The organism is Arthrobacter sp. efr-133-R2A-63 (genome assembly GCF_030209795.1).
GTDB classification, from domain to species: Bacteria; Actinomycetota; Actinomycetes; order Actinomycetales; family Micrococcaceae; genus Arthrobacter; species Arthrobacter bambusae_A.
Map to the genome: position 1 here is coordinate 82,961 of NZ_JARVRG010000025.1, position 26,673 is coordinate 109,633.

Genomic DNA, 26,673 nt, shown 5'->3' on the forward strand with positions numbered 1-26,673 from the left:
CTTAGTACTTCCTCACCATCGGCTCGTAGCGCGTAAAGACAACAGGCTTGGTGCCGAGTCGGATGCCCGCGATTGCTTCCGCAGATCCGTCCGCTGGGGCGTGCTCATCCTTATACGCCATGGAGTGCTTCATGAATTTTTCGTCGTCGCGCTCCGGGAAGTCCTCCCGGAAGTGGCCTCCGCGTGACTCTTCGCGGTGCAGGGCAGCAACTGTCATGACCTTGGCCAGTTCCAGCAGGAACCCCAGCTCCACTGCTTCGAGCAAGTCAAGGTTGAAGCGCTTTCCCTTGTCCTGGACGCTGATGCGCTGGTAGCGCTCTTCGAGGGACGCGATGTCCGTGAGCACCTGGTTCAGGGTATCCGCGGTACGGAAGACCTGCATGTTGGCATCCATGGTGTCCTGCAGTTCCTTGCGGATCGCGGCAACCCTTTCACCACCATCTGCCGTGCGGACGTGGTTCAGCAGATCCAGCGTGTAGGCCTCCGGGTCTTCCGGGAGCTCCACGAAGTCCGCCGTCTTGGCGTATTCGGCTGCGGCGATGCCCGCTCGCTTGCCGAAGACGTTGATGTCCAGCAGCGAGTTGGTCCCCAAGCGGTTGGAGCCGTGCACGGAAACACAAGCAACTTCGCCGGCCGCGTACAGGCCCGGCACGATGGTGTCGTTGTCCTGCAGGACCTCGGTGGTGATGTTGGTGGGGATGCCGCCCATGGCGTAGTGCGCCGTCGGGAACACGGGAACGGGTTCCGTGTAGGGCTCGACGCCGAGGTAAGTACGCGCGAACTCGGTGATGTCCGGAAGCTTGGCGTCAATGTGCGCCGGCTCCAGGTGGGTCAGGTCCAGGAGGACGTAGTCCTTGTTCGGGCCACAGCCGCGTCCCTCACGGACTTCGTTGGCCATGGACCGGGCCACGATGTCACGGGGCGCGAGGTCCTTGATGGTGGGTGCGTAGCGTTCCATGAAGCGCTCACCCTCCGAGTTGCGAAGGATCGCGCCCTCGCCGCGGGCAGCTTCCGAGAGGAGGATGCCCAAGCCGGCTAGACCGGTCGGGTGGAACTGGAAGAACTCCATGTCCTCGAGCGGGATTCCGCGGCGGAAGGCGATGCCCATGCCGTCACCGGTCAGGGTGTGGGCGTTGGAGGTGGTCTTGAAGACCTTGCCAGCGCCGCCGGAGGCGAACACCACGGACTTCGCCTGGAAGACGTGCAATTCGCCGGAGGCGAGGTCGTAGGACACGACGCCGGCAACACGCTTCTGCTTGTACGGCGTTCCGTCTTCGCGGACTGCGTCTTCCTCGACGGTCAGCAGGTCCAGGACGTAGTACTCGTTGTAGAACTCAACATTGTGCTTGACGCAGTTTTGGTACAGGGTCTGCAGGATCATGTGACCCGTGCGGTCTGCTGCGTAGCAGGCGCGGCGGACGGGAGCCTTGCCGTGGTCACGGGTGTGGCCACCGAAACGGCGCTGGTCAATGCGGCCTTCGGGCGTGCGGTTGAACGGAAGGCCCATCTTTTCCAGGTCCAGCACGGCGTCGATGGCTTCCTTCGCCATGACTTCGGCTGCATCCTGGTCAACCAGGTAGTCGCCGCCCTTGATGGTGTCGAATGTGTGCCACTCCCAGTTGTCCTCTTCGACGTTGGCGAGGGCTGCACACATGCCGCCCTGGGCCGCGCCGGTGTGGGAACGGGTGGGGTAGAGCTTGGTCAGTACTGCGGTGCGTGCGCGCTGACCGGATTCGATCGCGGCGCGCATGCCGGCGCCGCCGGCACCGACAATAACGACGTCGTACTTATGGACCTGCATACCAGATGCTCTTTCTCTCTAAGTCAGATGGTCGGCGGAGCCTGCTCCGCGCGTGTTGTGCACAGCCGGACGAGCCGGTGGTGCAGCGGAGCGGCTACGGCGCCGGGCAGAACCCGCCCGGCAGCTGAACGCCGTTGGCGACAGGGCACGGGTTGAACGTGAAGATCACCAGTGTGCCAAGAACCACGATGACGACTGTAGCCGCGTAAAGGACCACCTTGAGCCAGAGGCGGGTGGCGTCTTTCTCGGCGTAGTCGTTGATGATGGTGCGGACGCCGTTGGTGCCGTGCAGCATGGCGAGCCACAGCATGGCCAGGTCCCAGAACTGCCAGAACGGGTCGGCCCACTTGCCGGCCACGAAGCCGAAGTCGATGCCGTGGATGCCCTCGCCCACCATGAGGTTCACGAAGAGGTGGCCGAAGATCAGAACCACGAGCACGACGCCGGAGAGCCGCATGAACAGCCAAGCGAACATCTCGAAGTTACCCTTGGAACCGGCGCCGCGACGGTACTGCGGAGCAATCTTCCCGCCGCTCACTTTTCCGCTGCGCGGGCTTTGAATGTCAGTGCTCATGGCTTAGTGGCCTCCCAGTGCGAGGGACAAGTGGCGGATGGCGAAGGCGCCGAAAACGACCAGCCACAAGACCAGGACGGTCCACAGCAGCTGGCGCTGGTACTTGGCGCCCTTCTTCCAGAAGTCAATGGCGATCACGCGCAGGCCATTGAAGGCGTGGAATACGATCGCTGCGACGAGGCCCGTCTCGCCCAGGGCCATGAGGGGGTTCTTGTAGGCGCCGATAACGGCCGTGTAGGCCTCCGGGGACACACGCACCAATGAGGTGTCCAGCACATGGACCAACAAGAAGAAAAAGATCACAACACCGGTAATGCGGTGTCCAACCCAGGACCACATGCCTTCACGGCCGCGGTACAAGGTGCCAGCTGGTTTTGTCGGCACTGAATAAACCTTCCTGCAACACAGCGGCGCTTGCACGGGATCCATGCGGGGGGAACGCCAGCCGCGAGAGCACTCGTAGCTCAGCCTAAATCTAGGCTTCGCTCACAGCTTATTCAATTTAGGTGCCCCTTGTTGTAACGAGAGTGCGGGTGTTCGCCTGAATTCCGGCCTTTCCGCGGCGAGGGTGAGACGAAGACCACAAAGTGGGACTTGCGCGCGTGTCGGATAAGGTGTTGCGGTGAGTATAGAAAACGCTGCAAGCCTCGAATCGCCATTGCGCCACTTCCACGCGGTTATTCCGGCCGGTGGAGTGGGCACGCGCCTGTGGCCGCTTTCGCGCGCTGCCGCGCCCAAATTCCTGCACGACCTCACGGGTTCGGGGAGCACGCTGCTGCGGGCAACGTACGACCGCCTCGAACCGTTGGCCGGCAACCGCGTGCTGGTAGTGACGGGCGTGGCGCACCGCATTGCTGTTTGCCGCCAGCTTCCCGAAGTGGGCGAGGACGAGCTGGTCCTCGAAAGCGAGCCAAAGGACTCGGGGGCGGCCATCGGACTCGCCGCCGCCATCCTGCACCGCCGTGACCCGGACACCATCATGGGTTCCTTCGCCGCCGACCACGTCATCAGCCCTGACGATCTCTTCCGGGAAACCGTCCGCGAGGCCATCCACACTGCCGCCGCTGGAAAAATCGTCACCATCGGCATCAAGCCGACGCACCCGTCAACCGGATTCGGCTATATCCGTACCGGCGACTTGCTCAATATCGACAATGCGCCGAACGCGCATGCGGTGGTCGAATTCGTCGAGAAGCCGAGCGAAGACATTGCCAAGAAGTACCTCGAGACCGGCGACTATGTCTGGAACGCCGGCATGTTCGTCGCTCCCGTTGCACTCATGCTCAAGCACCTCGAAGCCAACCAGCCGGTGCTGTTTGCCGGACTGCAGGAAATTGCGGACGCTTGGGACACCCCGGACCGCGATGAAGTGACCGCCCGGGTCTGGCCGACACTGCCGAAGATCGCCATTGACTACGCCGTGGCCGAACCCGCCGCGGCGGCGGGCGATGTCGCAGTCGTGCCCGGTACCTTCCGCTGGGACGACGTCGGAGACTTCGCCGCGATCGGTCGCCTCAACAATGCCGGCGACGTCGATGAGGTGACGGTCCTCGGTGAAGGCGCCCGTGTCTTCACCGAGAACGCCAGCGGCGTGGTTGTTTCCGATACGAAGCGTGTGATTGCGCTGATCGGCATCAAGGACGTCGTGATCGTTGATACGCCGGACGCGCTGCTTGTCACCACGAAGGAGCATGCCCAACGGGTCAAGGGAGCGGTGGACGCGCTCAAGGCCAGCGGGGACACCGACGTTCTCTAGCGCACTCCGGTGGCGCCGGTCGTAACCAAGAGACCCCTTTCGCTATTCGGAGGGTGCGGATGGCTAGAGTTGTGAGGTGCGCAATTTCACTACCGAAACCGAGCCGACCCCCGTGGTGAAACCGTGGCTTGATGATCTCTTGCCGGAACTCATCGAATTCCGGAGGGACCTGCATGCGCACCCCGAACTTTCCTTCAAGGAATTTCGTACCACGGACAAGCTGGTTGAACGGCTCGAGGCGGCAGGCCTCGAGCCCCGTCGGCTGGAGGGCTCCGGGCTGACGGTCGACGTCGGCGAGGGGCCCATCGCCACGGCCCTGCGCGGCGATATCGACGCTCTCCCCATCATCGAAGAGACCGGGCTTCCGTTCGCATCGAAGAACCACGGGGTCACCCACGCGTGCGGGCATGACGTTCACACCACCAGCATGCTCGGCATCGCTTTGGTGCTGCACGCCATGCACCAGGAATCCCCCTTGGGCGGCACGGTCCGCATCATCTTCCAGCCGGCAGAGGAAACCATGCCCGGCGGGGCGTTGTCCTGCATCGAGCAAGGCGTGCTCCAGGGTGTCCCGCGGATTCTGGCACTGCACTGCGATCCGCGCATCAACGTCGGCAAGATCGGTACCCGCATCGGCGCCATCACCTCCGCCTCGGACACCATCAAGATCGAACTGACCGGACGCGGCGGCCATACATCCCGTCCGCATCTGACTGAAGACCTGGTCTTCGCGCTGGCCCAGATCGCCGTCAACGTCCCGGCTGTCCTCTCCCGGCGCGTGGACGTGCGCAGCGGTGTGTCGGTGGTGTGGGGCCAGATCACGGCAGGTTCCGCGCCCAACGCCATCCCCGCCAGCGGCTACATGGCAGGCACCATGCGCTGCCTGGACCGTGACGCCTGGCATAGCGCCGGGGAACTGCTCGACGACGTCGTCCAGCAAGTCGCTGCGCCGTACGGAGTGGACGTACACCTTGAGCACACCCGCGGCGTCCCTCCCGTGGTCAACTCGGAACACGAGACTGCCATCATCGAGGCCGCGGCCCGTGCGGAACTCGGCGAGCACGCCGTCGTCCTGACGCCGCAGTCCATGGGCGGTGAGGACTTTGCCTGGTTCCTCGCCGACCTGCCCGGTGCCATGATGCGGCTCGGAACCCACACGCCCGGTGGCGAAGAATACGATCTCCACCGAGGCGACTTCATCGTGGACGAGCGTGCCCTCGGCTTCGCGATCCAAGTCCTGGCCGCCGCTGCGTTGCGAACCATCCGGGATCTCTAAAACGGCGGACGCCCGCTCACCTTTGCCGCCGTTCAGGCCGACGCCCGCTCAGCTCATCTGCGGGAGGATCCCGCCGTCGGGGCTTGTTTGTGAGCGGGCGTTTGTGGGGTGGGGCTTGTTTGTGAGCGGGCGTCGTTGGGCCAATTGAGTTGTGCACAATTTAATTGTGGGCTATCGTTATTCCCATGAGTGAAGCTCCCCGCCTCGACCGCCAGGTCTGTTTCGCGCTCTATTCCGCCTCGAAGGCGGCTACGGCCGTCTACCGCCCGGTGCTGGACGAGCTTGGACTGACGTATCCGCAGTACCTCGTGATGCTGGTGCTCTGGGAGAACGAGCCCCGAAGCGTCCGCGAACTGGGTATCGAGCTGGGACTCGATTCGGGCACCTTGTCGCCGCTCCTCAAGAGGCTTGAAGCCCTGGGCCTCGTGGAGCGCCTGCGTTCAACCGAGGACGAGCGTCGCGTCGAGATCCACTTGAGCGATGCCGGGCGGGCCCTCAGCGCACGGGCCGGGGCGGTACCGCAACGGCTCGCCGACGCCGCAGGCCTGAGCGCTGCCGAGCTTGCGCAGCTTCACGACACCCTGGGCCGGCTTACCGCCGCCCTCCAGTCAGCCATCTGATCATCCATCCCATCGAAGGAAAAGGAACCACAGTGAAGACTTTGTACATAGCGGAGGCGCTTGCCTCCGGTGAAGGCCGCGAAGGCAGCGCACGCACCAATGACGGCAAGCTGGACGTGACACTCGCCAGCCCGGTGGAACTGGGCGGGAACGGCCAGGGCACCAACCCCGAGCAGCTCTTCGCCGCCGGATACGCCGCATGCTTCCACTCTGCGCTGCGGTTGGTAGGACGGAAGGCCCGCGTGGATCTCAGCGATTCCGCCGTCGCCGCCAAGATCCACTTCGGTGCCCTGGAAGATCGTGAAGGCTACGGACTCGCCGCCGAACTCGAGATCGCACTGCCCGCGCTCGACCGGGAAACCGCCGAGCAGCTCGTGGCCAAGGCCCACCAGATCTGCCCCTACTCCAACGCGACCCGCGGGAACATCGCCGTCGACATCAAGCTCGTGGAGGTGGCTGCATGAGCGCCGCACTTCCCACACGCACCCGCGAAATCCAGCTGGCGTCCCGTCCGCAGGGACGCCCGGCCACCGCGAACTTCCGCTTGGCCGAGTCCGATCTGCCGGAGCTTCAGGACGGCCAGATCCTGGTCCGCAACGAGTTCATGTCCGTCGATCCCTACATGCGCGGCCGAATGAATGACGCGAAGTCCTATTCGGCGCCTTTCCAGCTCGACGCAGCGCTCGACGGCGGTGCGGTGGGTGAGGTGATCGCGTCCCGTTCCGAGGCGCTCAAGGTGGGCGACGTCGTCGTGCACCAGCTCGGCTGGCGCGAATATTCCGTTGTGGATGCGGCAAGCGCGATGCCGGTTCCGGCCGGCCTGGCGCCGACGTCGGCGTTCCTCGGAGCGCTTGGCATGACGGGCCTGACGGCGTATGCCGGGCTGCTTAAGGTGGCCGAGTTCAAGGCCGGTGACGTCGTCTTCGTTTCCGGTGCCGCAGGCGCGGTAGGTTCGATTGTCGGCCAGGTTGCCAAGGCGATGGGCGCCTCCAAGGTGATCGGCAGCGCCGGCTCTCCGGAGAAGGTGGCGCGCCTGCTGGAACTCGGCTTCGATGCGGCCTTCGACTATCACGATGGTCCCGTGGTGGAGCAGCTTCGTGAGGCCGCGGGGGAGCGGGGCATCGATGTCTATTTTGACAACGTAGGCGGCGAACACTTGGAGGCCGCCCTCGCAGTCCTCACTGTGGGTGGACGTGTCGCAATGTGCGGCGCCATTTCGCAGTACAACTCCACCGAGCCCACGCCGGGCCCGCGGAACCTGGCCGTGGCCATCGGGAAGCAATTGACCCTTCGCGGCTTCCTCGTCAGCGGCCAGCGCCAGCACGCGGCGGAGTTCGGCGGGAAGATGGCCGGATGGCTGGCCGACGGGACGGTCCGCTACGACGAGACGATCATTGACGGACTGGAAAACGCGCCACAGGCTTTCATCGACCTCCTGGACGGAGCCAACACAGGCAAGATGCTCGTACGCCTTGGTGAGCGGGCATCCTAGGACCGTTGGCTGGGAGTTCCACTACTGCTTGGTAACAAAAGCCCAACAATCTTCGGGTTGTTGGGCTTTTGTGTTAGCCGGGTGTGTTCAATCCCACTAAAGTTGAGCCATCAGTGCGCCCCAGGCGCAGTGCTGCGAAGCATCAGTGAAAACAGAATTTCAGACTCGAGTTTTCGAAACGGACACTCATTGACCGACTGTCGTAGCATCAATAACTTTCTTCCTGGAGGAAAATTGAAGCAATCACTGCGTGCCACCCTAAAGCGCGGTTCATTTGCAGGCGTCGCAACTGCGGGCGCCGCTGCACTTTTGCTGGCAGGCTGCGGTAGCGCACCGTCTGCGTCAAGCTCGGGCAGCGCCACCAAGTCGGACTACACCGCATGCATGGTGTCCGACTCGGGCGGCTTCGATGACAAGTCGTTCAACCAGTCGGGCTACGAAGGCCTTCAGGCTGCGGCCAAGGACCTGAACATCCAGGAGAAGCACGTCCAGTCCAAGGCTGACACGGACTACGACCCCAACCTCCGTTCCATGGTCCAGCAAGGGTGCAAGCTGACGGTCACGGTCGGCTTCCTCCTGGGCGATGCCACGAAGAACATCGCGACGGCGAACCCGAACAGCCACTTCGCCATCATCGACTACTCGGACCCCACCTTCCCGAAGAACGTCAAGCCGATTGTCTATGACACGGCCCAGGCCGCTTTCCTCGCCGGGTACCTCGCCGCCGGCACCTCCAAGACGGGCAAGGTTGCCACGTTCGGTGGCCTCAACATCCCCACCGTGAGCATCTTCATGGACGGATTCTCCGATGGCGTGAAGTACTACAACCAGAAGAAGGGCAAGTCCGTCCAGCTGCTCGGCTGGGACAAGGACAAGCAGGACGGAACCTTCGTCGGCGACTTCAAGCAGGTCGACAAGGGCAAGGTCCTTACCCAGGGATTCCTGGACCAGGGCGCAGACGTCATCCTTCCCGTCGCCGGTCCGGTGGGAGCGGGCGCCGGAAGCGCGATCCTTGATGCCAAGGCAAAGGGCACGGACGCAAAGCTGATCTGGGTCGACTCGGACGGCTACCTGACCGCGCCCGCCTACAAGTCGGTCATCCTGACCTCGGTCCAGAAGACCATGGCGACTGCCGTCGAAACCGTCATCAAGTCCGACAAGGACGGCAAGTTCGATCCCAGCCCGTACGTCGGCACGCTCGACAACGGAGGCGTGGCACTCGCCCCGTTCCATGATCTCGACTCCGCAGTTCCGGCTGACATGAAGAGCGATCTTGACCAGTTGAAGAAGGACATCATCTCCGGCGCTGTCAAGGTCGAATCGAAGTCCAGCCCCAAGTAATAATCCGGGCTAAACCGCGTCGCGCTGCCCTTCAGCCGAGTTTTGGCGGAAGGGCAGCGCGTTCTGCGTTGCCCTCAATTTGCTCTTCGACACCCCGTGGCCGAGCACTATGCTGGGAGCACGGTGATGACGAGGAGCCATCCTTTATAGATGGGTTGGAGTTTTGAAACTCGAACTGAAAGGGATCACGAAGCGCTTCGGATCCCTCGTAGCCAATGACCACATCGATCTGGTGGTTGAACCCGGCCAAGTCCATTGCCTCCTGGGCGAAAACGGTGCCGGTAAATCCACCCTGATGAATGTCCTTTACGGACTCTACGATCCCAGCGAGGGCGAAATCCTGGTTGACGGCAAGCCGGTGGTCTTCAAGGGCCCCGGCGATGCCATGGCGGCCGGGATTGGAATGGTCCACCAGCACTTCATGCTGATTCCGGTGTTCACCGTGGCCGAGAATGTCGCGTTGGGAAACGAAGCCACCAAGGCAGCCGGCTTCCTGAACCTGGATGAAACCCGCCGCAAGATCTCCGAGATTTCCAAGCAGTACGGATTCCACGTCGATCCCGATGCCCTCGTGGAAGACCTGCCCGTGGGCGTGCAGCAGCGGGTCGAGATCATCAAGGCGCTGGTGCGCGACGCCGAAGTCCTGATTCTCGATGAACCGACCGCGGTTCTGACTCCGCAGGAAACCGATGAGCTTCTGGACATCATCCGGCAGCTCAAGGCCGCCGGAAAATCAATTGTCTTCATTTCGCACAAGCTGCGTGAGGTCAAGGAAATTTCGGACATCATCACGGTGATCCGGCGAGGGAAAGTGGTGGGCTCGGCTGACCCCTCCGCCTCCCCGACCGAACTCGCCTCGGCGATGGTGGGCCGGGCAGTCAGCCTGACCCTGGAAAAGAAGCCTGCCCAACCGGGCGAGGCGACGTTCAAGGTCCGCGACCTGACCGTTGTCGACCACAATGGCCAGCACGTCGTGGACGGCCTGAGTTTCGACATCGCCAAGGGTGAAGTGCTGGCCATCGCCGGTGTCCAAGGCAACGGCCAGACGGAGCTCACGGAAGCCATCCTCGGCGTCCAGCCGCACGTCACCGGGTCCATCGTCCTGGACGGCGTCGAACTGCTCGGCAAGAGCGTCAAGCAGGTCCTTTCCGCCGGCGTCGGGTTTGTCCCCGAGGACCGCAAGATCGACGGACTGGTGGGAACGTTCTCCATTTCCGAGAACATGGTCCTGGACCTTTACGACAAGCCTCCGTTTGCCCAAGGCATCGGCATGAAGCCGGCATTGATTGCTTCCCACGCGGAGAAGAAGGTCGAAGAGTTCGATGTCCGGACGCCGTCGATCGACGTCGCCGTGGGCACGCTCTCCGGCGGCAACCAGCAAAAGGTGGTTCTGGCCAGGGAGCTGTCCAGGCCCTTGAGGCTCTTCATCGCATCGCAACCCACCCGGGGCCTCGACGTCGGCTCCATCGAATTCGTGCACAAACGGGTCATCGCCGAACGGGACAACGGAACTCCCGTGATGATCGTTTCCACGGAACTCGACGAAGTACTCGAACTCGCTGACCGGATCGCCGTTCTCTACCGGGGAAAGCTCGTCGGGATCGTTCCCGCCGGCACCTCGCGCGATGTGCTGGGCTTGATGATGGCAGGCGTTCCGGAACATGAGGCAGAACTGACTGCACACAAGACCCTCGAGGGAGGAACACATGTCTGAGTCCAACGCCCCTCGACAGGAAAACGACGTCGCGCCGGAGCGCCCGGAGACATTGGACGACGAGGTCGTCCTGGATCTCGCGCTGGACACGGCAGACGGTGCCATGGCGCCGTCGGTCATTCCGGCCACCAGCCAGGGCGGGCAGATCCCGCACGCCGCCGGTGGTTCGGTCTTCCGGCAGATCGTGACCGGAAACGCCATGGTCTCGGTGTTGTCCGTGGTTCTCGCGATTGTGCTCGGCGGAATCCTGATGGCCGTGACCAACCCCAAAGTGGCCGAAACGGCGGGCTATTTCTTCGCGCGGCCGGGGGACATGCTCACCGAAGTCTTCAGGCCCTACGTGGCGCTCGTCCAGGGGTCGATCTTCAACTGGGCCGGTGCCGACACCGCAGCCCAGCTGTACCCGATCACTGAAACCCTGACGGTCTCAACGCCCCTGATCCTGGCAGGACTCGGCGTGGCCTTGGCCTTCCGTGCGGGACTGTTCAACATCGGCGCGCAAGGCCAGATCATTTTTGGCGCACTGTTCGGCGCCTACGTGGGATTCACCTGGCATTTGCCTTTCCTGGTTCACCTGCTGCTCGTCATCGTTGCCGGATTCGTCGGCGGCGCGGTGTGGGGCGGCGTCGTCGGCCTCCTCAAAGCCCGGACCGGGGCGCATGAGGTCATCGTGACCATCATGCTGAACTACATCGCCAACTTCCTGCTCCTGTTCCTCCTCACAACTCCGGCCTTCCAGCGAAAGGGTTCAACCAACCCGATCTCGCCCTTCCTGGACCAGTCGGCACTGTTTCCGGAGTTGCTTGGGCCCCAGTTCAGGCTCCACGCAGGCTTCCTCCTGGCCGTGCTCGCGACCGTTTTCGTGTGGTGGCTCCTGAAGCGTTCCACGCTCGGCTTTGAATTCCGGGCCGTGGGCGCCAACCAGAGCGCGGCACGCACGGCCGGAATCAACGTTCCCCGCGCCGTGATCCTCGTGATGGCGATCGCGGGCGCGCTTGCGGGCCTGGCCGGCATTGCGCAGGTATCCGGAACGGAGAAATACCTCAGCGGAGGCGTCGCTGCTTCCATCGGATTCGACGCCATCACGGTCGCGTTGCTGGGCCGTTCGACGCCGTGGGGAACCTTCTTCGCGGGGCTCCTGTTCGGCGCCTTCCGTGCGGGAGGCGTCGCGATGCAGGCTGAGACCCAGACCCCCATCGACATTGTCTTGGTCATCCAGTCCCTGATCGTCCTGTTCATCGCGGCACCGCCGCTGGTGCGCGCGATCTTCGGACTGAACCCGCGGAAAAAGAAGAAGGCCACTGGCGGCCCCGGCTCCGGAACCATGCCCTCCGGAAAAATCGAGAGCGGAGCTGCAACAGCATGAGCACCACAACAACTCAGTCCGGCGGTGGCACACCCGCCGGTAACGCCCCTGCGCGCCCGGGGAAGACGGGTGCCACGGAGCTGGTGAGCTGGAAGGCCGGAATCGGACTGTCCCTGCTCGCAATCCTGGGCACCGTGCTGTTCGGGTTCATGTCCGATTCGAAGTCGGCGGGCTTCGGCATTGCCGAGGCGGCCAATGAAGCAGCCTCCAGTGTTGCCGCGTTGGTCACGTTCATCCTGGCGCTGCTGCTTTCGGTCGGCCTCGGATATATGTGGTTCGCCCGCCGTCGTTCAGGCCGCGCCTCGGGCTCGGCTTCAGTTCCGGGTTGGTTGCCGCCATCCACCGTCGCCGCCGTGGTGGTCCTTGGACTCGCCGCGCTGGGAGTGGCGAAGGTTTCCAAGATCACGCTTCCTTCCGCGGCCATCGGCTGGATCGCCTCGGTGATTCTCCTGGGCCTGGCCGGCTACACGGTGTACCTGACACAGGCGAAGAAGGCCACCCCCCGCTGGGTAGGCGGTACGTTTGCCGCAGTGTTCCTCATCGGGTTCATGGTCTGGATCGTGGCTGGCGGAAACGGCGATGAGCCGTCCATCTCGCTCGCCGGACTGATCGCAGGATCCGTCACCCTGGCCGTGCCGCTGGTCTTCGGATCCCTGTCCGGCGTCCTGTGCGAACGCGTCGGCGTGGTCAACATCGCCATCGAAGGGCAGCTCCTGCTGGGAGCGTTTTCCGCGGCCGTTGTTGCCACGGTGACGCACAATGTCTACGCCGGGCTGGTCGCGGCTGCCGTAGCCGGGGCGCTTGTTTCCTTGGTCCTGGCCGTGGTCAGCATCAAGTACCTCGTCAACCAGATCATCGTCGGCGTCGTGCTCAACGTCCTCATCAGTGGCCTGACGAGCTTCCTCTTTTCCACGCTGCTGACGGCTGACCCGGATGGGCTCAACAAGCCGGGGCGCTTGCCTCCCGTGGACATTCCCTTCCTGTCCGATATCCCCATCATCGGCCCCATCCTGTTCCACCAGTCCCTCGTGGGCTATTTGATGTACATCGCCGTGATCGTGGTTTACCTCGGCCTCTTCCACACCAAGTGGGGACTGCGCGTGAGGGCCGTCGGGGAGCACCCGCAGGCGGCCGACACCGTGGGCATCAACGTCAACCGGACCCGTTTCTGGAACGTGCTCATGGGTGGTGCGATCGCGGGCATTGGCGGCTCGTTCTTCACGCTCGTATCCGTGGATGCCTTCAGCAAGGACATGTCGGGTGGCCGCGGGTACATCGCCCTGGCGGCGCTGATCTTCGGGCGCTGGAACCCGATCGGCGCCTTCTTGGCTGCGTTGCTGTTCGGCTTCGCGGACAACCTCCAGAGCGTCATCACCATCATCGGATCGCCCGTGCCGAGCCAGTTCATGGCCATGCTGCCTTACGCCCTCACGGTCTTCGCCGTCGCTGGACTGGTGGGCAGGTCCCGACCGCCGGCGGCAAGCGGCATACCGTACGTCAAGGGCTGACCGTGGCGGATACCGAAGTGGACTGGGCGGTCCTCGAGGCCGCCGCGGTCGCCGCCATGGGGAAGGCGTACGCTCCCTATTCGAAGTTCCCGGTGGGGGCCGCTGCCCTCACCGAGGACGGACGGATCGTGAGCGGCTGCAACGTGGAGAACGCCAGCTACGGACTCACCCTGTGCGCCGAGTGTGCCCTCGTGGGAGACCTCCACATGGGTGGCGGCGGCAGGTTGCGGGCGTTCTATTGCGTCGACGCGAAGGGCAATGTCCTCATGCCGTGTGGCCGTTGCAGGCAATTGCTCTATGAATTCCGGGCACCCGGCATGCAACTCATGACCACGCAGGGCATCAAGACCATGGACCAAGTGCTGCCGGATGCATTCGGTCCCGACAACCTGGAGGAGAACCTGTGACACAGACTGAAGCGTTTGATGCCGTCCAGATCATCAGCATCAAGCGGGACAAGGGCACACTGAGCCCGGAGCAGATTGACTGGACCATCGATGCCTACACCCGTGGCGTCATCGCCGACGAGCAGATGGCGGCCCTGAACATGGCCATCCTGCTCAACGGGATGGATCGTGCCGAGATCTCCCGCTGGACCGAGGCGATGATCGCCTCGGGCGAGCGGATGGACTTCTCCAGCCTTCGGCGTCCCGACGGCGGCGTGAAGGCCACCACCGACAAACACTCCACCGGGGGTGTCGGGGACAAGATCACGCTTCCGCTGGCGCCGTTGGTCGCAGTCTTCGGGGTGGCCGTTCCCCAGCTTTCCGGCAGGGGACTGGGCCACACGGGCGGCACGCTTGACAAGCTCGAAGCCATTCCCGGGTGGCGGGCGAACCTGAGCAACGAGGAAATCCTTGCCCAGCTGCAGGACGTGGGTGCGGTCATCTGCGCCGCCGGCACGGGCTTGGCTCCGGCGGACAAGAAGCTCTACGCCTTGCGCGACGTGACGGGCACAGTGGAAGCCATTCCCTTGATTGCGTCGTCCATCATGAGCAAGAAGATCGCCGAAGGCACGGGCTCCCTCGTGCTCGATGTGAAGGTCGGGTCCGGGGCGTTCATGAAGGACGAAGCCCGTGCCCGCGAGCTGGCCGAAACCATGGTGGCCCTAGGCAAGGACGCGGGCGTCAACACCGTGGCCCTCCTGACCAACATGGGCACCCCGCTGGGCTTGACTGCGGGCAACGCCATCGAGGTGGAGGAATCGGTGGAGGTGCTTGCGGGCGGCGGTCCGGAAGACGTCGTGGAACTGACCGTCAGGCTCGCCGAAGAAATGCTCGCCTGCGCCGGAGTGCACGATGCCGACCCCGCGGCCGCCCTGAAGGACGGCCGCGCTATGGACGTCTGGAACCGGATGATTGAAGCCCAGGGCGGGGATCCGCGCGCCGCCCTGCCCGTTGCGAAGGAATCCGAGGTCATCGCGGCTCCGGCAGACGGAGTCCTGGTGGAGCTCGATGCGTTGTCCGTGGGCGTGGCCGCGTGGCGCCTCGGCGCCGGTCGTGCGCGGAAGGAAGACATCGTCCAGGCCGGTGCGGGGGTACGGATGCACGCCAAACCAGGTGCCTTGGTCCGCGCAGGGGAGCCACTCATGACCCTCCTGACCGACACTCCGGAAAAGTTCGAAAGGGCAAAGGAAGCCCTGGAAGGTGCCGTGCTCATCGCGCCGGAAGGCTCACGGCCGGCGCAACGGCTCATCATCGACCGGATCTCGTAGCTGTTGTTCTCCCGGGCATTTTCGGATGCCCGGGAGACAATCCCCGCGGCCATTCGTTGGGAAGACCGTGCAGGCGATCAACGACTTCATCCTCTCGGCAGCCGGGCAGCCTTGGGTCTTGCTTCTGGTTTTTGCCTGCTGCGTGATCGACGGTTTCTTCCCGCCCATCCCGAGCGAGTCGGTGGTGGTGGGACTCGCGGCCGTTTCGGCGACGGCTGGGACGCCCAACACGTGGCTGCTGATCCTGGTGGGCGCCCTCGGGGCATTCACGGGCGACAATATCGCCTATGCGATCGGCCGCAGGATAGGTGTCCACCGTTGGGGGTGGATGCGTTCACCAAGGATGCAAAGCGCCTTTCGCTGGGCCGGGCGCGAACTCCGACGCCGGGCCGCGTCACTGATCATGGTGGCCCGGTTCGTCCCCATCGGCCGCGTGGCGGTCAACCTCACAGCCGGTGCAACCGGATTTCCGCGCCGCGTTTTTGTGGCCCTCACGGCCATGTCCGCCATTCTGTGGGCCAGCTACTCGGTGGCTATCGGATTGTTCTTCGGCCAGTGGTTCGAGCACAACCACCTGCTCGGGGCGACCATCGCGATCGTCGCGGCCGTCATCCTCGGAATCATCGTGGACCGGATCATCAGCAAAGTCCGCGGGGCCACGCCGATCACTGAAGAGGACGAAGAGACCGGGGAGCCCGAGGAGGAAGCCGTCGTGTGAGACGGGGTGGCCAAGGCGGCGCCGCCTCCTCCTGGGGTATGACTCCCACGGGACCGGAAGATCCGTCCACAGGGGGATGCTTCCATTCCACCTTTCGAGCTAGCCTTAAATTGTGTTCTTCCCCGGCTGGGGCGTAGCGAACGAGGTCCCGGCCATGGGACACTGGATAGCGATCTGTGTCGCGCAACCGCGTGACTTTCCTTGAGGAGCAATGCCTGCGTGGAATTCATGAACCACATGCTCGAGCATGCCGCCGGGCAACCGTGGATCTACCCGGTGCTCCTGGTTTTCTTTTTCATCGACGGCTTTGCCACGATCCTTCCCAGCGAGACGGCCATCGTCGGGCTCTCGGCCCTTGCGATGCACCGCGGCGAGCCCAACCTGTGGCTCCTCGGCGCCACCGCGCTGGTCGGGGCCATGGCCGGTGACAACATGGCCTACATGCTGGGCCGCAAGATCGGCCTGGACCGCTGGAAATGGATGCGCAAGCCCAAGGTCCAGAAGATGTTCGCCTGGGCACACTACGAGCTGGACAAACGCGGCGCCGTGCTCATCTTCACGGCCCGGTACATCCCTTGGGGCCGCGTCGCGGTGAACTACGTCGCCGGACAGACCGGATTTCGCCACAAGACCTTCTTCTTCCTGGATGCCTTCGCATGCTTCACGTGGGTTGTCTATTCGATCGGCGTCGGATCACTCGCCGGCCACTGGGTGCACAACAACCCGCTCCTTGGCGTGGGGATTGCCGTGGCATTCGCCGTGGTACTCGGCGTCATCGTGGACCACACCTTGCGTTGGTGGCACAAGCACCTGGAGAAGAAGGACGCGGAGAAGAAAGAATCAGCTTCCGCGGAAGCAGCCGCAGCAGACGAAGGGACCGCGATTAACGCGGCGGCCGGCGTCGAGCGCTCACACCCTGCTGGCTAAGCTTCTTCCGTCCCCCTAGAGTTGAGACGTGACTGAGCCTATTGTTGATGCCGCCCCTGCCCTTGATTTCGACCTGAAGAGCCTGCCGAAGGTTTCCCTTCACGATCACCTGGACGGGGGACTGCGCCCGGCCACCATCATCGAGCTGGCGGAGGCCGTCGGCCACACCCTTCCCTCCACGGATCCCGTAGCGCTGGGCCAGTGGTTCCGTGAGTCCGCGGATTCAGGTTCCCTGGTCCGCTACCTCGAAACCTTCGACCACACGATTGCCGTCATGCAGACCAAGGAAGGCCTGGCGCGCGTCGCCAAGGAGTTCGTTGAGGACCTCGCGGACGACGGCGTCGTGTACGGCGAGATCCGTTGGGCACCTGAGCAGCACCTGCAGAAGGGCCTCACCCTGGACGAGGTCGTGTACGCGGTCCAGGAAGGGCTCGACGCCGGCGTGGACGCCGTTGAGGAGTCCGGCCGCCAGATCCAGGTGGGCCAGCTCATCACGGCGATGCGCCACGCGGACCGCGGCCAGGAAATTGCCGAGCTCGCCGTGCGCCACCGCTACAACGGAGCCGTGGGCTTCGACATCGCCGGAGCCGAGGACGGCTTCCTGCCGTCCCGCTTCAAGGACGCATTCACCTACCTGGCCGAACACAATTTTCCGGCTACCGTGCACGCCGGCGAAGCCGCAGGCCTGGAAAGCATCCAGTCCGCACTCGTGGACGGCCGGGCCCTGCGCCTGGGCCACGGAGTGCGTATCGCCGAGGACATCACGGTTGAATTCGAGGACGCCGAAGGCGAAGAAGCCGACGACGACGCCGAGGACACCATCGGCATGGTCACGTTGGGTGAGGTGGCCGGCTGGGTCCGCGATCGCGGGATTGCGCTGGAAATCTGCCCCTCGTCCAACCTGCAGACCGGCGCCATCGCGAACTTCGGCGAAGGCATCGAGAACCACCCGCTGGACATGCTGTACCAGCTGGGCTTCAACGTCACCATCAACACGGACAACCGGCTCATGAGCGGCGTGACCCTCACGGACGAGTTCGAGCTTCTCGTGGAGACCTTCGACTACGATCTCGACGACCTCCTCGAATTGACCCTCAACGCGGCCGAGTCGTCGTTCTTGCCGCTGGACGAAAAAGAAGCGTTGGTGGAGTACATCAACGACGCCTACGCCAACCTTGGCTGAACAAAGCCCTGCAGGCGCGGTTGGGGAGCTGCTGGGGAAGATAGCCTCTTTGCGGGAGCACTGCCCGTGGATGGGGGAGCTGACCCACGAATCCCTCGTCGAGTACCTGATCGAGGAAGCGTACGAAGTGGTCGACTCGATCGAAGCCGGCGCGGCCGGCACCGACACGGCCGACGAACTCCGCGGCGAGCTGGGTGACGTGCTGCTCCAAGTAGTGCTGCACGCCCGGCTCGCCGAGGAACGCGGCCAGTTCACCTTCGACGACGTCGCCCGCACCATCACGGAAAAGATGGTGCGGCGAAATCCGCACGTCTTCAGGCCTGACGGATCCTTGCAGGATTCCTTCCCGGCCACCGTGGAGGAGATCGTCGAAAAATGGGACGCCGTGAAGAAGGCCGAAAAGCCCGGGCGTTCGGATCCTTTCGAAGGCATCCCGCCGCACCTTCCTGCCCTCGCCCTGGCGCAAAAGTCGCTTGACCGTGCCGAGCGTTCGGGCGGCCCGGAGCGCACAGGCCGACCCGTCGCGGCGGCGGAGGTTCCCGACTCCGAAGCTGCGCTTGGAGACTTGCTGCTCGCCGTGGTCGCGGGCTCACGGGAGAAGGGTTTCGACGCCGAACGGGCCCTGCGCGCTGCGGTCCGCCGCTACCAGGGCCGCGACGGCGATGCCACAAAACGTGAGGGGTCCGACGCTGTTCCGTAACCTTGGCCTGTCTCGACTAGGCTAGTGGCGACGAGGACGTCGAGAATTTCCCTCAAGATTCCCAGTAAATCGCTTCACCATAAGGAGCAGTCCATGGCGCTTATCGATGCCATCCACGCCCGCGAGATCCTTGATTCCCGCGGAAACCCGACAGTAGAAGTTGAAGTTCTGCTTTCCGATGGCCAGATCGGCCGCGCGGCAGTTCCCTCCGGTGCTTCCACCGGCGAGCACGAAGCCGTTGAACTGCGTGACGGCGACAAGGGCCGTTACCTCGGCAAGGGCGTCCAGAAGGCCGTTGACGCGGTCATCGACGAAATCGCGCCGGCCCTGATCGGCTTCGACGCCACTGACCAGCGCAGCATCGACCAGGCCATGATCGACCTCGACGGCACCCCGAACAAGGGCAAGCTCGGCGCCAACGCCATCCTCGGCGTTTCCCTCGCGGTGGCCAACGCAGCCGCCGCCTCCGCGGACCTGCCGTTGTACAAGTACCTGGGCGGCCCGAACGCCCACGTCCTGCCCGTCCCGCTGATGAACATCCTCAACGGTGGCTCGCACGCCGACTCCGACGTCGACATCCAGGAATTCATGATCGCCCCGATCGGCGCGGAGACTTTCTCCGAAGGCCTGCGCTGGGGCGTTGAGGTCTACCACAACCTCAAGTCGGTCCTGCAGGCCAAGGGCCTCTCCACCGGCCTCGGCGACGAAGGCGGCTTCGCTCCGAACCTGCCGTCCAACCGCGCGGCACTGGACCTGATCCAGGAAGCCATCAAGAACGCCGGCTACACCCCGGGCAAGGACATCGCCCTCGCGCTGGACGTCGCCTCGTCCGAGTTCTACAAGGACGGCGCCTACCAGTTCGAAGGCAAGGCACTCTCGGCCACCGAAATGAGCGCCTACTACGCCGAACTCGTTGCCGACTACCCGCTGGTCTCCATCGAAGACCCGCTGGACGAAAACGACTGGGAAGGCTGGAAGACCCTTACCGACACCATCGGTGACAAGGTCCAGCTGGTCGGCGACGACCTCTTCGTGACCAACCCGGTCCGCCTGCAGCAGGGCATCGACTCCGCCACGGCCAACTCCCTGCTCGTGAAGGTCAACCAGATCGGTTCCCTGACCGAAACCCTGGATGCCGTTTCCCTGGCCCAGCGCTCGGGCTACACCACCATCACCTCGCACCGCTCCGGCGAAACCGAGGACACCACCATTGCTGACATCGCGGTTGCCACCAACGCGGGCCAGATCAAGACCGGTGCCCCGGCCCGCTCCGAGCGCGTCGCCAAATACAACCAGCTGCTGCGCATCGAAGAAGAACTCGACGACGCCGCTCGCTACGCCGGCCGCAGCGCGTTCCCGCGTTTCAAGGGCTAGTATCCGCTGAAACAGCTGACCGGTGGCTATGGTGGAAAGACCATAGCCACCGGTTCTGTTTAACGAAATGTGCGAGCACTTCGGCAAACCGCAGGCTCCGTGAGGCACACAACGCGCAGCAACCCGCCAGGCAAGCACCAGGCATTACAGGAGTGTCATGGCCACCCGCCGCCCCAAGGTCCCCCGGGCCGATGCCCTCGGCCGTTCGCCCCAGAAGAACCCCGACAGTGGCCATGTCATCCGTGCCGACTTCGGCGAGTCCCGCAAGGCAACCGCGCCCCAACAGGAAAGCGCAGTTCACGCCGGGTCCAGGGCGCCGTCCAATGCCACAGCCGAAGGCAGCGCCCAAAGCAAGGGCCAGTCCGGCACAAAGGGCGGAGCTGCCCCGAAACCGGGACGTCCGCATGCGGGCGGGCCGGGAAGCTTGCCGGTTGTCGGCAAGGCGTCCGGCAAAACGTCCGGCGCTGGCTCCACCCACCAGGACAAGGACCACGGCGCGCGCCCGGTGCCCGCGAAGGCGTTCTCCGGCCGCATGCTTGCCCTCGCCGTGGTGATGATAGCGATCACCATCATGCTCGCGCCCACGGTCAAGATCTGGTTGGAGAAAAAGGCTGAAATCTCGGGCCTGGAAGCCGATATTGCGAGCAAGCAGGCCGAGCAAGCCAGCCTCCAGAAGCAGATCACGCGGTGGCAGGACCCCAACTACGTGAAACAACAAGCCCGGGACCGCATTAACATGGTTATGCCGGGTGAAGCAGGCTACTGGGTGTTTGGTGGAGACGTTCCCGCCGGGACACCCGGTGGAAGCACCAGCTCAGGGGCTTCCGGAAGCCCGTCCAATCTGCCGTGGGTGGATGGGCTATGGGAATCCATCAGGCGCTCGGCAACAGACTAGACGCGGTGCCCGCCGCCGTCGCGCACTGACGGGCGCGACCAAACAGGGCAGGAAGGATGGCAGCGCCAGTGGAAGAGACCTCGGCACCTGCATCGCAGGAGTCACGCAAGCCATCAGCACACGATCTCGAAATCCTCAGCCGCCAGCTCGGGCGGCCGGTGCGCGACGTCGTCGAAATCCCGGCGCGCTGCGTGTGCGGCAACCCGTTGGTCGCCGCGACCGCTCCGCGGTTGAGCAACGGCACTCCGTTTCCGACGACGTTCTACTTGACGCACCCCGTCATCACCGCAGCCGTGTCGCGCCTGGAGGCCGGCGGGCTCATGAATGAGATGAACGAACGGCTCACCGCGGACGGGCCTTTGGCTGCGGCTTACAGGGGCGCCCACGAGGCCTATCTCCAGGCGCGTGACGAGATTGCCGGACGTGCCGGTACCGGGGACGTCCCCGAGATCGCCGGCATCTCTGCCGGCGGCATGCCCACCCGCGTGAAGTGCCTGCACGTCCTGGTTGGCCACTCCCTGGCGGCCGGTCCCGGCGTCAATCCGCTCGGCGACGAGGCCATCGAGGCGATCAGCGAATGGTGGACCGCGGACCGCTGCTATTGCGACGGCGCGTGGGACAGCGCAGGGGAGGCCCCGTCCAGGGACCTCAGCCGCCACGGACCGCAGGGCCTGCCGAACATCGTGGGCCGTCCCGCACCTGTCCGCAAATCCACGTCCTCCCACGGAGCACAAGCGTCCGCGGAGTCGGTCGCAGGGGAGCGCAACGCATGAACCGGGTAGCCGCCATCGATTGTGGCACCAATTCGATCCGCCTACTCATTGCGGATTCCAACGGCGCGGGAACAGGGTCTCCGTTGCGGGACATCGTCCGTGAGATGCGCGTCGTTCGCCTCGGCCAAGGGGTTGACGCCACCGGCGAGCTTGCTCCCGAGGCGCTCGAACGCACCTTCGCGGCAACCGCGGACTACGCCGAGCTGATCCGCCGTCATGATGCCCGGGGCGTCCGTTTCGTGGCGACCTCTGCCAGCCGCGACGCCCGCAACCGGGACGTCTTCGTTGACGGGATCCGGGAGCTGCTGGGCGTCGAACCCGAGGTCATCTCCGGCGACGAAGAAGCCGCGCTGTCCTTCGCGGGTGCAAGCAGCGTGCTTCCATCACGCGGCAAGGATCCGGTGCTGGTGGTTGACCTCGGCGGCGGAAGCACCGAGTTCGTCCTCGGCGACTCCGACGGCGTCATTGCCGCCAAATCCGTCGACATCGGCTGCGTGCGCTTGACTGAACGGCACCTCCGCAGCGATCCTCCGACGCCGGAGCAGATCGCCGCAGCGGAAGCCGACGTCGACGCAGCCATTGATCTCGTCGCCCGCACGGTCCCGCTGGGCCGGGCCACCGCCGTCGTCGGCGTTGCCGGAACCGTCACCACCATCACGGCGCACGCCCTGGGCCTGGGCGAGTACGATCCCGCACTGATCCACGGTGCCAGCCTGGACCTGGAGACCATCAGCAAGGCCGCCACGAGCCTGCTGGAAATGAGCCGCGAAGAGCGTGCCCTGCTGCCCTACATGCACCCCGGACGTGTTGACGTCATCGGAGCCGGAGCCCTCGTCTGGCGCCGCATCCTCCAGCGTTGGGCCGAGCCCGGAAACGGCTCCATCACAGCGGCCATCTCCAGCGAGCATGACATCCTCGACGGCATCGCGCTGAGTATCCGCTCATGATGGGTGTCCGCTAAAGATGGGTATCCGCTGATGACGTTGCCACACGGTTGGCGCCGCCGCGCGGCATCGGCCGCGCTGGCCGCCATGCTGGCCGGGGGAAGCCTTGCGGGGGCCCTTGTCGCCGCGCCCTCGGCGTTCGCCGACTCGTGGCGGGACAAGGAATACTGGCTCACCGAGTACGGCATCACCGCCGCCTGGCAGGTATCCAAGGGCGCGGGCGTGAAGGTGGCCATCATCGACAGCGGGGTGGACGGACAACACCCCGATCTCAAAGGTGCGGTGGTTGGCGGAACCGACGCTTCCGGCGCGGGCGATCCGAACGGGCAGAAGAGCATCGGGGCCAAACCCGAGCACGGAACCCTCGTGGCCACGCTCCTTGCCGGGCGTGGACACGCTGCTCCCAACCCGTCGGCCTCCCCGTCGTCGTCTCCGTCGCCAGGTTCCGGCGTCGGCACCGACGGAATCGTGGGCGTAGCCCCCGAGGCCCAGATCCTGTCGGTTTCCGCTTGGCTCGGTTCACCGAACCCGGCGGGCAAGACGGACCAGGAACAGATTCCCGAAGCTGTCCGGTGGGCCGTGGACAACGGCGCCAAGGTCATCAATATTTCCCTCGGCAGCACCTCGCCGGATTGGCCCCAAAGCTGGGACGCGGCATTCCTCTATGCCGAACAAAAGGACGTGGTGATCGTGGCCGCGGCGGGCAACCGGATCGGCGGCAACGTCCAGGTGGGCGCCCCCGCCACGATTCCAGGCGTCCTGACAGTGGCAGGACTCGACCGGAACCGCATGGCCAGCGTGGATGCTTCATCGCAGGGAATCAGCATCGGCGTCTCGGCGCCCGCGGAAAAGCTGGTGGGGGGCCTGCCCGGGGGGAGCTACGAGGATTGGGCAGGCACATCGGGTTCCGCGCCGATTGTCTCCGGCGTTGCGGCGCTCATCCGCTCGAAATGGCCTGATATGAGCGCCAAGCAGGTCATCAACAGGATAGTGTCCACGGCCGTGGATGCCGGCGCGCCCGGCAAGGACCCGATCTACGGCTACGGCATCCTCAACGCCGAGGCGGCCCTGAAAGCCGATGTGCCGGAGGTGACGAGTAATCCGGTGGGATCCATTGCAGACTGGATCAGGGTCCACCGACGCGGGGACCTCAGCAGCCCCACGCCGCAGGCTGCGTCGTCGCCGAGCATCCCCGCGGCGACCTTGGCCGATCCCACTGTTCCCGTCGCCAAGGCGCCCTCGCAGCCCGACACAGCCGTTCCGGCGGCTGTGGTGATCGGCTTCGGTTCGCTCTTCGTGGCGATCGTTGCGGGCGCCTCCGTCCAATTGAGGCGCGCCTACCGGACGACCCCCGAACTGCCCGACGGGCCCGCGACCGGCGTGGTGGACGTCGTGGATCAGGGCGGCCCGAAATAGCCCCCGGCGCAGGTGCGTAGCTTCGGGAAATAGTTAGTGAAGATTTTCACAAGGTGCTGTACTCTATTCTTATGGCAACCACCCCTGAGCTCATTGACCGTCCCCGTGTTCTCGTTGTCGGCGGCGGATACGTCGGCCTGTACGTAGCACTCAAGCTGCAGAAGAAGATCGCGAACGCCGGCGGCATCGTCACCGTCGTCGATCCTCTTCCCTACATGACCTACCAGCCCTTCCTCCCCGAGGTGGCAGGCGGCAACATCGAGGCACGCCACGCCGTCATCTCGCACCGCCAGCACCTCAAGCAAACGGAACTCATCCAGGGCCGCGTCACCAGCATCGACCACCAGAACCGCACCGCCGTTGTCGCTCCGGCCGACGGTGGAGACAACTTCGAGATCCCTTACTTCGACGTCGTGGTTGCCGCCGGTGCCATTACCCGCACCTTCCCCATCAAGGGCCTCGCGGACGAAGGCATTGGCCTGAAGACCATCGAAGAAGCGGTCGCCCTGCGAAACAAGGTGCTTGAGCGCATCGAGGTCGCCTCCACCATGACCGACGCCGCCGAGCGCGCCAAGGCCCTGACCTTCGTGGTGGTGGGTGGCGGTTTCGCCGGTATCGAGTGCATCACCGAGATGGAAGACCTCGCCCGCGCTGCCGTCAAGAACAACCCGCGCATCCGCCAGGAGGAAGTCCGCTTCGTCCTGGTCGAAGCCATGGGCCGCATCATGCCCGAGGTCACCGCAGCCCAGGCCGAGTGGGTTGTGGGACACCTCCGCAGCCGCGGCATCGAGGTCCTGCTCAACACCTCCCTCGACAACGCAGAGGGCAGCCTCAAGCTCATCAACCTGCCGGACAAGACCCCTGCCCAGGAGTTCGAAGCCGACACCCTCGTGTGGACCGCCGGCGTGCAGGCCAACCCGATGATCCGTTCCACCGACTTCCCGCTCGAGCCGCGCGGACGCGTCCGCGTCCTCCCGGACCTGCGGATTGCTGGCGACGAAGGCATCATCGACAACGCCTGGGCCGCCGGCGACATCGCCGCGGTTCCGGACCTCACGGGCAGCGGCCTGCCGGACGGCACCTGTGTTCCGAACGCCCAGCACGCCCTTCGCCAGGCCAAGCGCCTCGCCAAGAACCTGTGGGCCTCCCGCTGGGACAAGCCCATGGGTGACTACAAGCACAAGAACCTCGGTGCGGTCGCCGGCTTCGGCGAGTGGAAGGGCGTTGCCAACATCAACCTCCTGGGCCGCATCGGCCTCAAGGGCGGGCTCGCATGGCTGGCACACCGCGGCTACCACGGCTTGGCCATCCCCACCGGTGAGCGCAAGGTCCGCGTGATCTTCAACTGGATCCTTGGCATGACCATGGGCCGCGACACCACGCAGCTGCTGGACCTCGACAACCCGCGCGGCGCCTTCGTTGCCGCGGCCACCCCGGCTCCCAAGCCGGCCGCCGCACCTTCCGAAGCCAAGGCTCCGGTCACGGCTGACGCCAAGTAGCAGCACCTCAAGCAGTCCCGCCGACGGCGGCCATCTCCCACGCGGGAGGCGGCCGCCGTCGTCGTTTTATTCCTCGTGCCTTGCCGTCCGGTCCGCGGCGGCGGTTCGGCATCTCCGCGACGCCGGGTCCTAGACTTGCAGCATGGCTGGCGAAAGCGATCTGACCACCCTCCTGAGATCCATGCATCCCGTGATTCGGGAGGGCGACTACGTCTACGCTTTGTGGCCGCACGGAAGACCGCTTGAAGGCAATATCGAAGCCGCTGTCCGCGAAGCGGAAGGCCTCACCGTGGTGCTGCGGCGCGAGGAAGCCGGCCGCCTGGGGCTGTCCTACGATTTCGTGGCCGCGTGGATCACTCTTCAAATCCACTCCGCGCTGGAAGCCGTGGGGCTCACCGCGGCAGTCAGCTCCGCCCTGACGGCGGCCGGCATCAGCTGCAACGTCCTCGCCGGGTTCCATCACGACCACCTTTTGGTTCCGTCCACTGAGCGGCGGCACGCCATGGAAGTGCTGGAGCTGCTGGGCCAAGGCGTAGTGCTGCGGACGGAGCGGCCGGCGGACCGCGAGTCGGTGCTGGCGCTCACGGCGGCCGCGTTTTCCACGAGCGCGGTCACCGGATTGCCCGTCGAAGGAGTCCCGGCCGAAGTGAAGCTGCTGACGGAACTGTTCGACTCCGATGAGTACCTGCAGGAGTTCAGCATCGTGGCGGAGATGGGCGGGGAAATCGTAGGCCACGTCATCTGCACCCGCGGCAGGGTCGGAGAACTCCGGCTCTTGGGACTGGGCCCCATCAGCGTCCAGCCGCACCTCCAGCGGCGTGGCATCGGATCTGCGCTTTTGCGGGAAACGGCCCGGCGGGCCGAGGAGGCGGGGGAGCTGGGCATCGCGCTGCTGGGCAGCACCGAGTACTACCCTCGCTTCGGATTTCTTCCCGCCCGCAAGCTGGGCGTGTCGGCCCCCGGCGCAGGGTGGGGAGACCATTTCCAGCTCTTGCCCCTCAAAGCATGGCCCGACGGCGCCAGCGGAACCTTTCGTTATGCCGCGCCCTTCCAAGCGCTGTAGGAGGCCAAAAGAGGGGAGT

25 protein-coding genes are annotated in these 26,673 nt (G+C 64.7%); 22 read left to right on the forward strand and 3 right to left on the reverse strand.

All coding sequences use genetic code 11. From position 1 onward, the window contains the following. Position 1 precedes the first annotated feature (1 nt). From sdhA to sdhC, 3 genes are all read right to left on the reverse strand, one after another. A complete protein-coding gene (gene sdhA, locus QRN45_RS14275) occupies positions 2-1,801 on the reverse strand; it encodes a succinate dehydrogenase flavoprotein subunit (protein WP_241709463.1) in 1,800 nt (599 codons plus the stop codon). 94 nt (positions 1,802-1,895) lie between these two features. Then, a complete protein-coding gene (locus tag QRN45_RS14280; RefSeq protein ID WP_078105988.1) occupies positions 1,896-2,375 on the reverse strand; it encodes a succinate dehydrogenase hydrophobic membrane anchor subunit in 480 nt (159 codons plus the stop codon). A gap of 3 nt (positions 2,376-2,378) precedes the next feature. After that, a complete protein-coding gene (gene sdhC, locus QRN45_RS14285; RefSeq protein ID WP_241709464.1) occupies positions 2,379-2,759 on the reverse strand; it encodes a succinate dehydrogenase, cytochrome b556 subunit in 381 nt (126 codons plus the stop codon). 238 nt (positions 2,760-2,997) lie between these two features. Between sdhC and QRN45_RS14290 the strand changes: the two genes are divergently transcribed. The 22 genes from QRN45_RS14290 (at position 2,998) to QRN45_RS14395 (ending at position 26,654) form a co-directional block, all read left to right on the forward strand. Beyond that, the gene (locus QRN45_RS14290) at positions 2,998-4,131 is read left to right on the forward strand and encodes a mannose-1-phosphate guanylyltransferase (protein ID WP_078105986.1); all 1,134 of its coding nucleotides are present in this window, start codon (positions 2,998-3,000) and stop codon (positions 4,129-4,131) included. Positions 4,132-4,207: 76 nt separating this feature from the next. Then, entirely contained in the window at positions 4,208-5,407 is a 1,200-nt protein-coding gene (locus QRN45_RS14295) for an amidohydrolase (protein WP_078105985.1), read from the forward strand. A 185-nt stretch (positions 5,408-5,592) separates the two neighbouring features. Continuing rightward, positions 5,593-6,027 carry a MarR family winged helix-turn-helix transcriptional regulator gene (locus tag QRN45_RS14300; protein ID WP_241709465.1) on the forward strand — a complete coding sequence of 145 codons (435 nt, stop codon included), beginning with the start codon at positions 5,593-5,595 and terminating at the stop codon, positions 6,025-6,027. A gap of 32 nt (positions 6,028-6,059) precedes the next feature. Next, the gene (locus QRN45_RS14305) at positions 6,060-6,491 is read left to right on the forward strand and encodes an organic hydroperoxide resistance protein (protein WP_078105983.1); all 432 of its coding nucleotides are present in this window, start codon (positions 6,060-6,062) and stop codon (positions 6,489-6,491) included. Continuing rightward, complete coding sequence (locus QRN45_RS14310) at positions 6,488-7,519, forward strand: NADP-dependent oxidoreductase (protein ID WP_241709466.1); 1,032 nt, start codon at positions 6,488-6,490, stop codon at positions 7,517-7,519. The genes QRN45_RS14305 and QRN45_RS14310 overlap by 4 nt, the downstream gene beginning before the upstream one ends. 234 nt (positions 7,520-7,753) lie before the next feature. Further along, positions 7,754-8,860 carry a BMP family lipoprotein gene (locus tag QRN45_RS14315; RefSeq protein ID WP_171983400.1) on the forward strand — a complete coding sequence of 369 codons (1,107 nt, stop codon included), beginning with the start codon at positions 7,754-7,756 and terminating at the stop codon, positions 8,858-8,860. A 163-nt stretch (positions 8,861-9,023) separates the two neighbouring features. Next, positions 9,024-10,574, forward strand: coding sequence for an ABC transporter ATP-binding protein (locus QRN45_RS14320; protein WP_241709467.1), 1,551 nt, complete (start codon positions 9,024-9,026; stop codon positions 10,572-10,574). Then, on the forward strand, positions 10,567-11,940 hold the full coding sequence (locus QRN45_RS14325; protein WP_372489673.1) for an ABC transporter permease: 1,374 nt from the start codon (positions 10,567-10,569) through the stop codon (positions 11,938-11,940). The genes QRN45_RS14320 and QRN45_RS14325 overlap by 8 nt, the downstream gene beginning before the upstream one ends. 269 nt (positions 11,941-12,209) lie before the next feature. Then, a complete protein-coding gene (locus QRN45_RS14330; protein WP_370873915.1) occupies positions 12,210-13,448 on the forward strand; it encodes an ABC transporter permease in 1,239 nt (412 codons plus the stop codon). Between the two features lie 2 nt (positions 13,449-13,450). Continuing rightward, positions 13,451-13,855: a cytidine deaminase gene (locus tag QRN45_RS14335; RefSeq protein ID WP_241709469.1), complete on the forward strand. Its 405-nt coding sequence runs from the start codon at positions 13,451-13,453 to the stop codon at positions 13,853-13,855. Beyond that, the gene (locus QRN45_RS14340) at positions 13,852-15,162 is read left to right on the forward strand and encodes a thymidine phosphorylase (protein WP_241709470.1); all 1,311 of its coding nucleotides are present in this window, start codon (positions 13,852-13,854) and stop codon (positions 15,160-15,162) included. Before QRN45_RS14335 ends, QRN45_RS14340 begins: the two co-directional genes overlap by 4 nt. Positions 15,163-15,229: 67 nt before the next feature. Beyond that, entirely contained in the window at positions 15,230-15,880 is a 651-nt protein-coding gene (locus tag QRN45_RS14345; RefSeq protein ID WP_241709471.1) for a DedA family protein, read from the forward strand. Positions 15,881-16,117: 237 nt separating this feature from the next. Beyond that, on the forward strand, positions 16,118-16,807 hold the full coding sequence (locus QRN45_RS14350) for a DedA family protein (protein ID WP_242598812.1): 690 nt from the start codon (positions 16,118-16,120) through the stop codon (positions 16,805-16,807). A 28-nt stretch (positions 16,808-16,835) separates the two neighbouring features. After that, a complete protein-coding gene (locus QRN45_RS14355) occupies positions 16,836-17,990 on the forward strand; it encodes an adenosine deaminase (RefSeq protein WP_241709473.1) in 1,155 nt (384 codons plus the stop codon). Positions 17,991-18,060: 70 nt separating this feature from the next. Continuing rightward, entirely contained in the window at positions 18,061-18,690 is a 630-nt protein-coding gene (locus QRN45_RS14360; protein WP_241709474.1) for a MazG nucleotide pyrophosphohydrolase domain-containing protein, read from the forward strand. A gap of 93 nt (positions 18,691-18,783) precedes the next feature. After that, positions 18,784-20,064 carry a phosphopyruvate hydratase gene (gene eno / locus QRN45_RS14365; RefSeq protein ID WP_078105972.1) on the forward strand — a complete coding sequence of 427 codons (1,281 nt, stop codon included), beginning with the start codon at positions 18,784-18,786 and terminating at the stop codon, positions 20,062-20,064. Positions 20,065-20,221: 157 nt separating this feature from the next. Beyond that, a complete protein-coding gene (locus QRN45_RS14370) occupies positions 20,222-20,959 on the forward strand; it encodes an FtsB family cell division protein (protein WP_241709475.1) in 738 nt (245 codons plus the stop codon). 56 nt (positions 20,960-21,015) lie between these two features. Beyond that, positions 21,016-21,732: a DUF501 domain-containing protein gene (locus QRN45_RS14375; RefSeq protein ID WP_284763779.1), complete on the forward strand. Its 717-nt coding sequence runs from the start codon at positions 21,016-21,018 to the stop codon at positions 21,730-21,732. Next, positions 21,729-22,679, forward strand: coding sequence for a Ppx/GppA phosphatase family protein (locus tag QRN45_RS14380; RefSeq protein WP_241709477.1), 951 nt, complete (start codon positions 21,729-21,731; stop codon positions 22,677-22,679). The genes QRN45_RS14375 and QRN45_RS14380 overlap by 4 nt, the downstream gene beginning before the upstream one ends. A 30-nt stretch (positions 22,680-22,709) precedes the next feature. After that, positions 22,710-24,092: a S8 family serine peptidase gene (locus QRN45_RS14385; protein WP_241709478.1), complete on the forward strand. Its 1,383-nt coding sequence runs from the start codon at positions 22,710-22,712 to the stop codon at positions 24,090-24,092. A 71-nt stretch (positions 24,093-24,163) separates the two neighbouring features. Next, a complete protein-coding gene (locus QRN45_RS14390; RefSeq protein ID WP_284763780.1) occupies positions 24,164-25,591 on the forward strand; it encodes an NAD(P)/FAD-dependent oxidoreductase in 1,428 nt (475 codons plus the stop codon). A gap of 142 nt (positions 25,592-25,733) precedes the next feature. After that, complete coding sequence (locus QRN45_RS14395; RefSeq protein ID WP_241709479.1) at positions 25,734-26,654, forward strand: N-acetyltransferase; 921 nt, start codon at positions 25,734-25,736, stop codon at positions 26,652-26,654. The last annotated feature ends 19 nt before the right edge of the window (positions 26,655-26,673 follow it).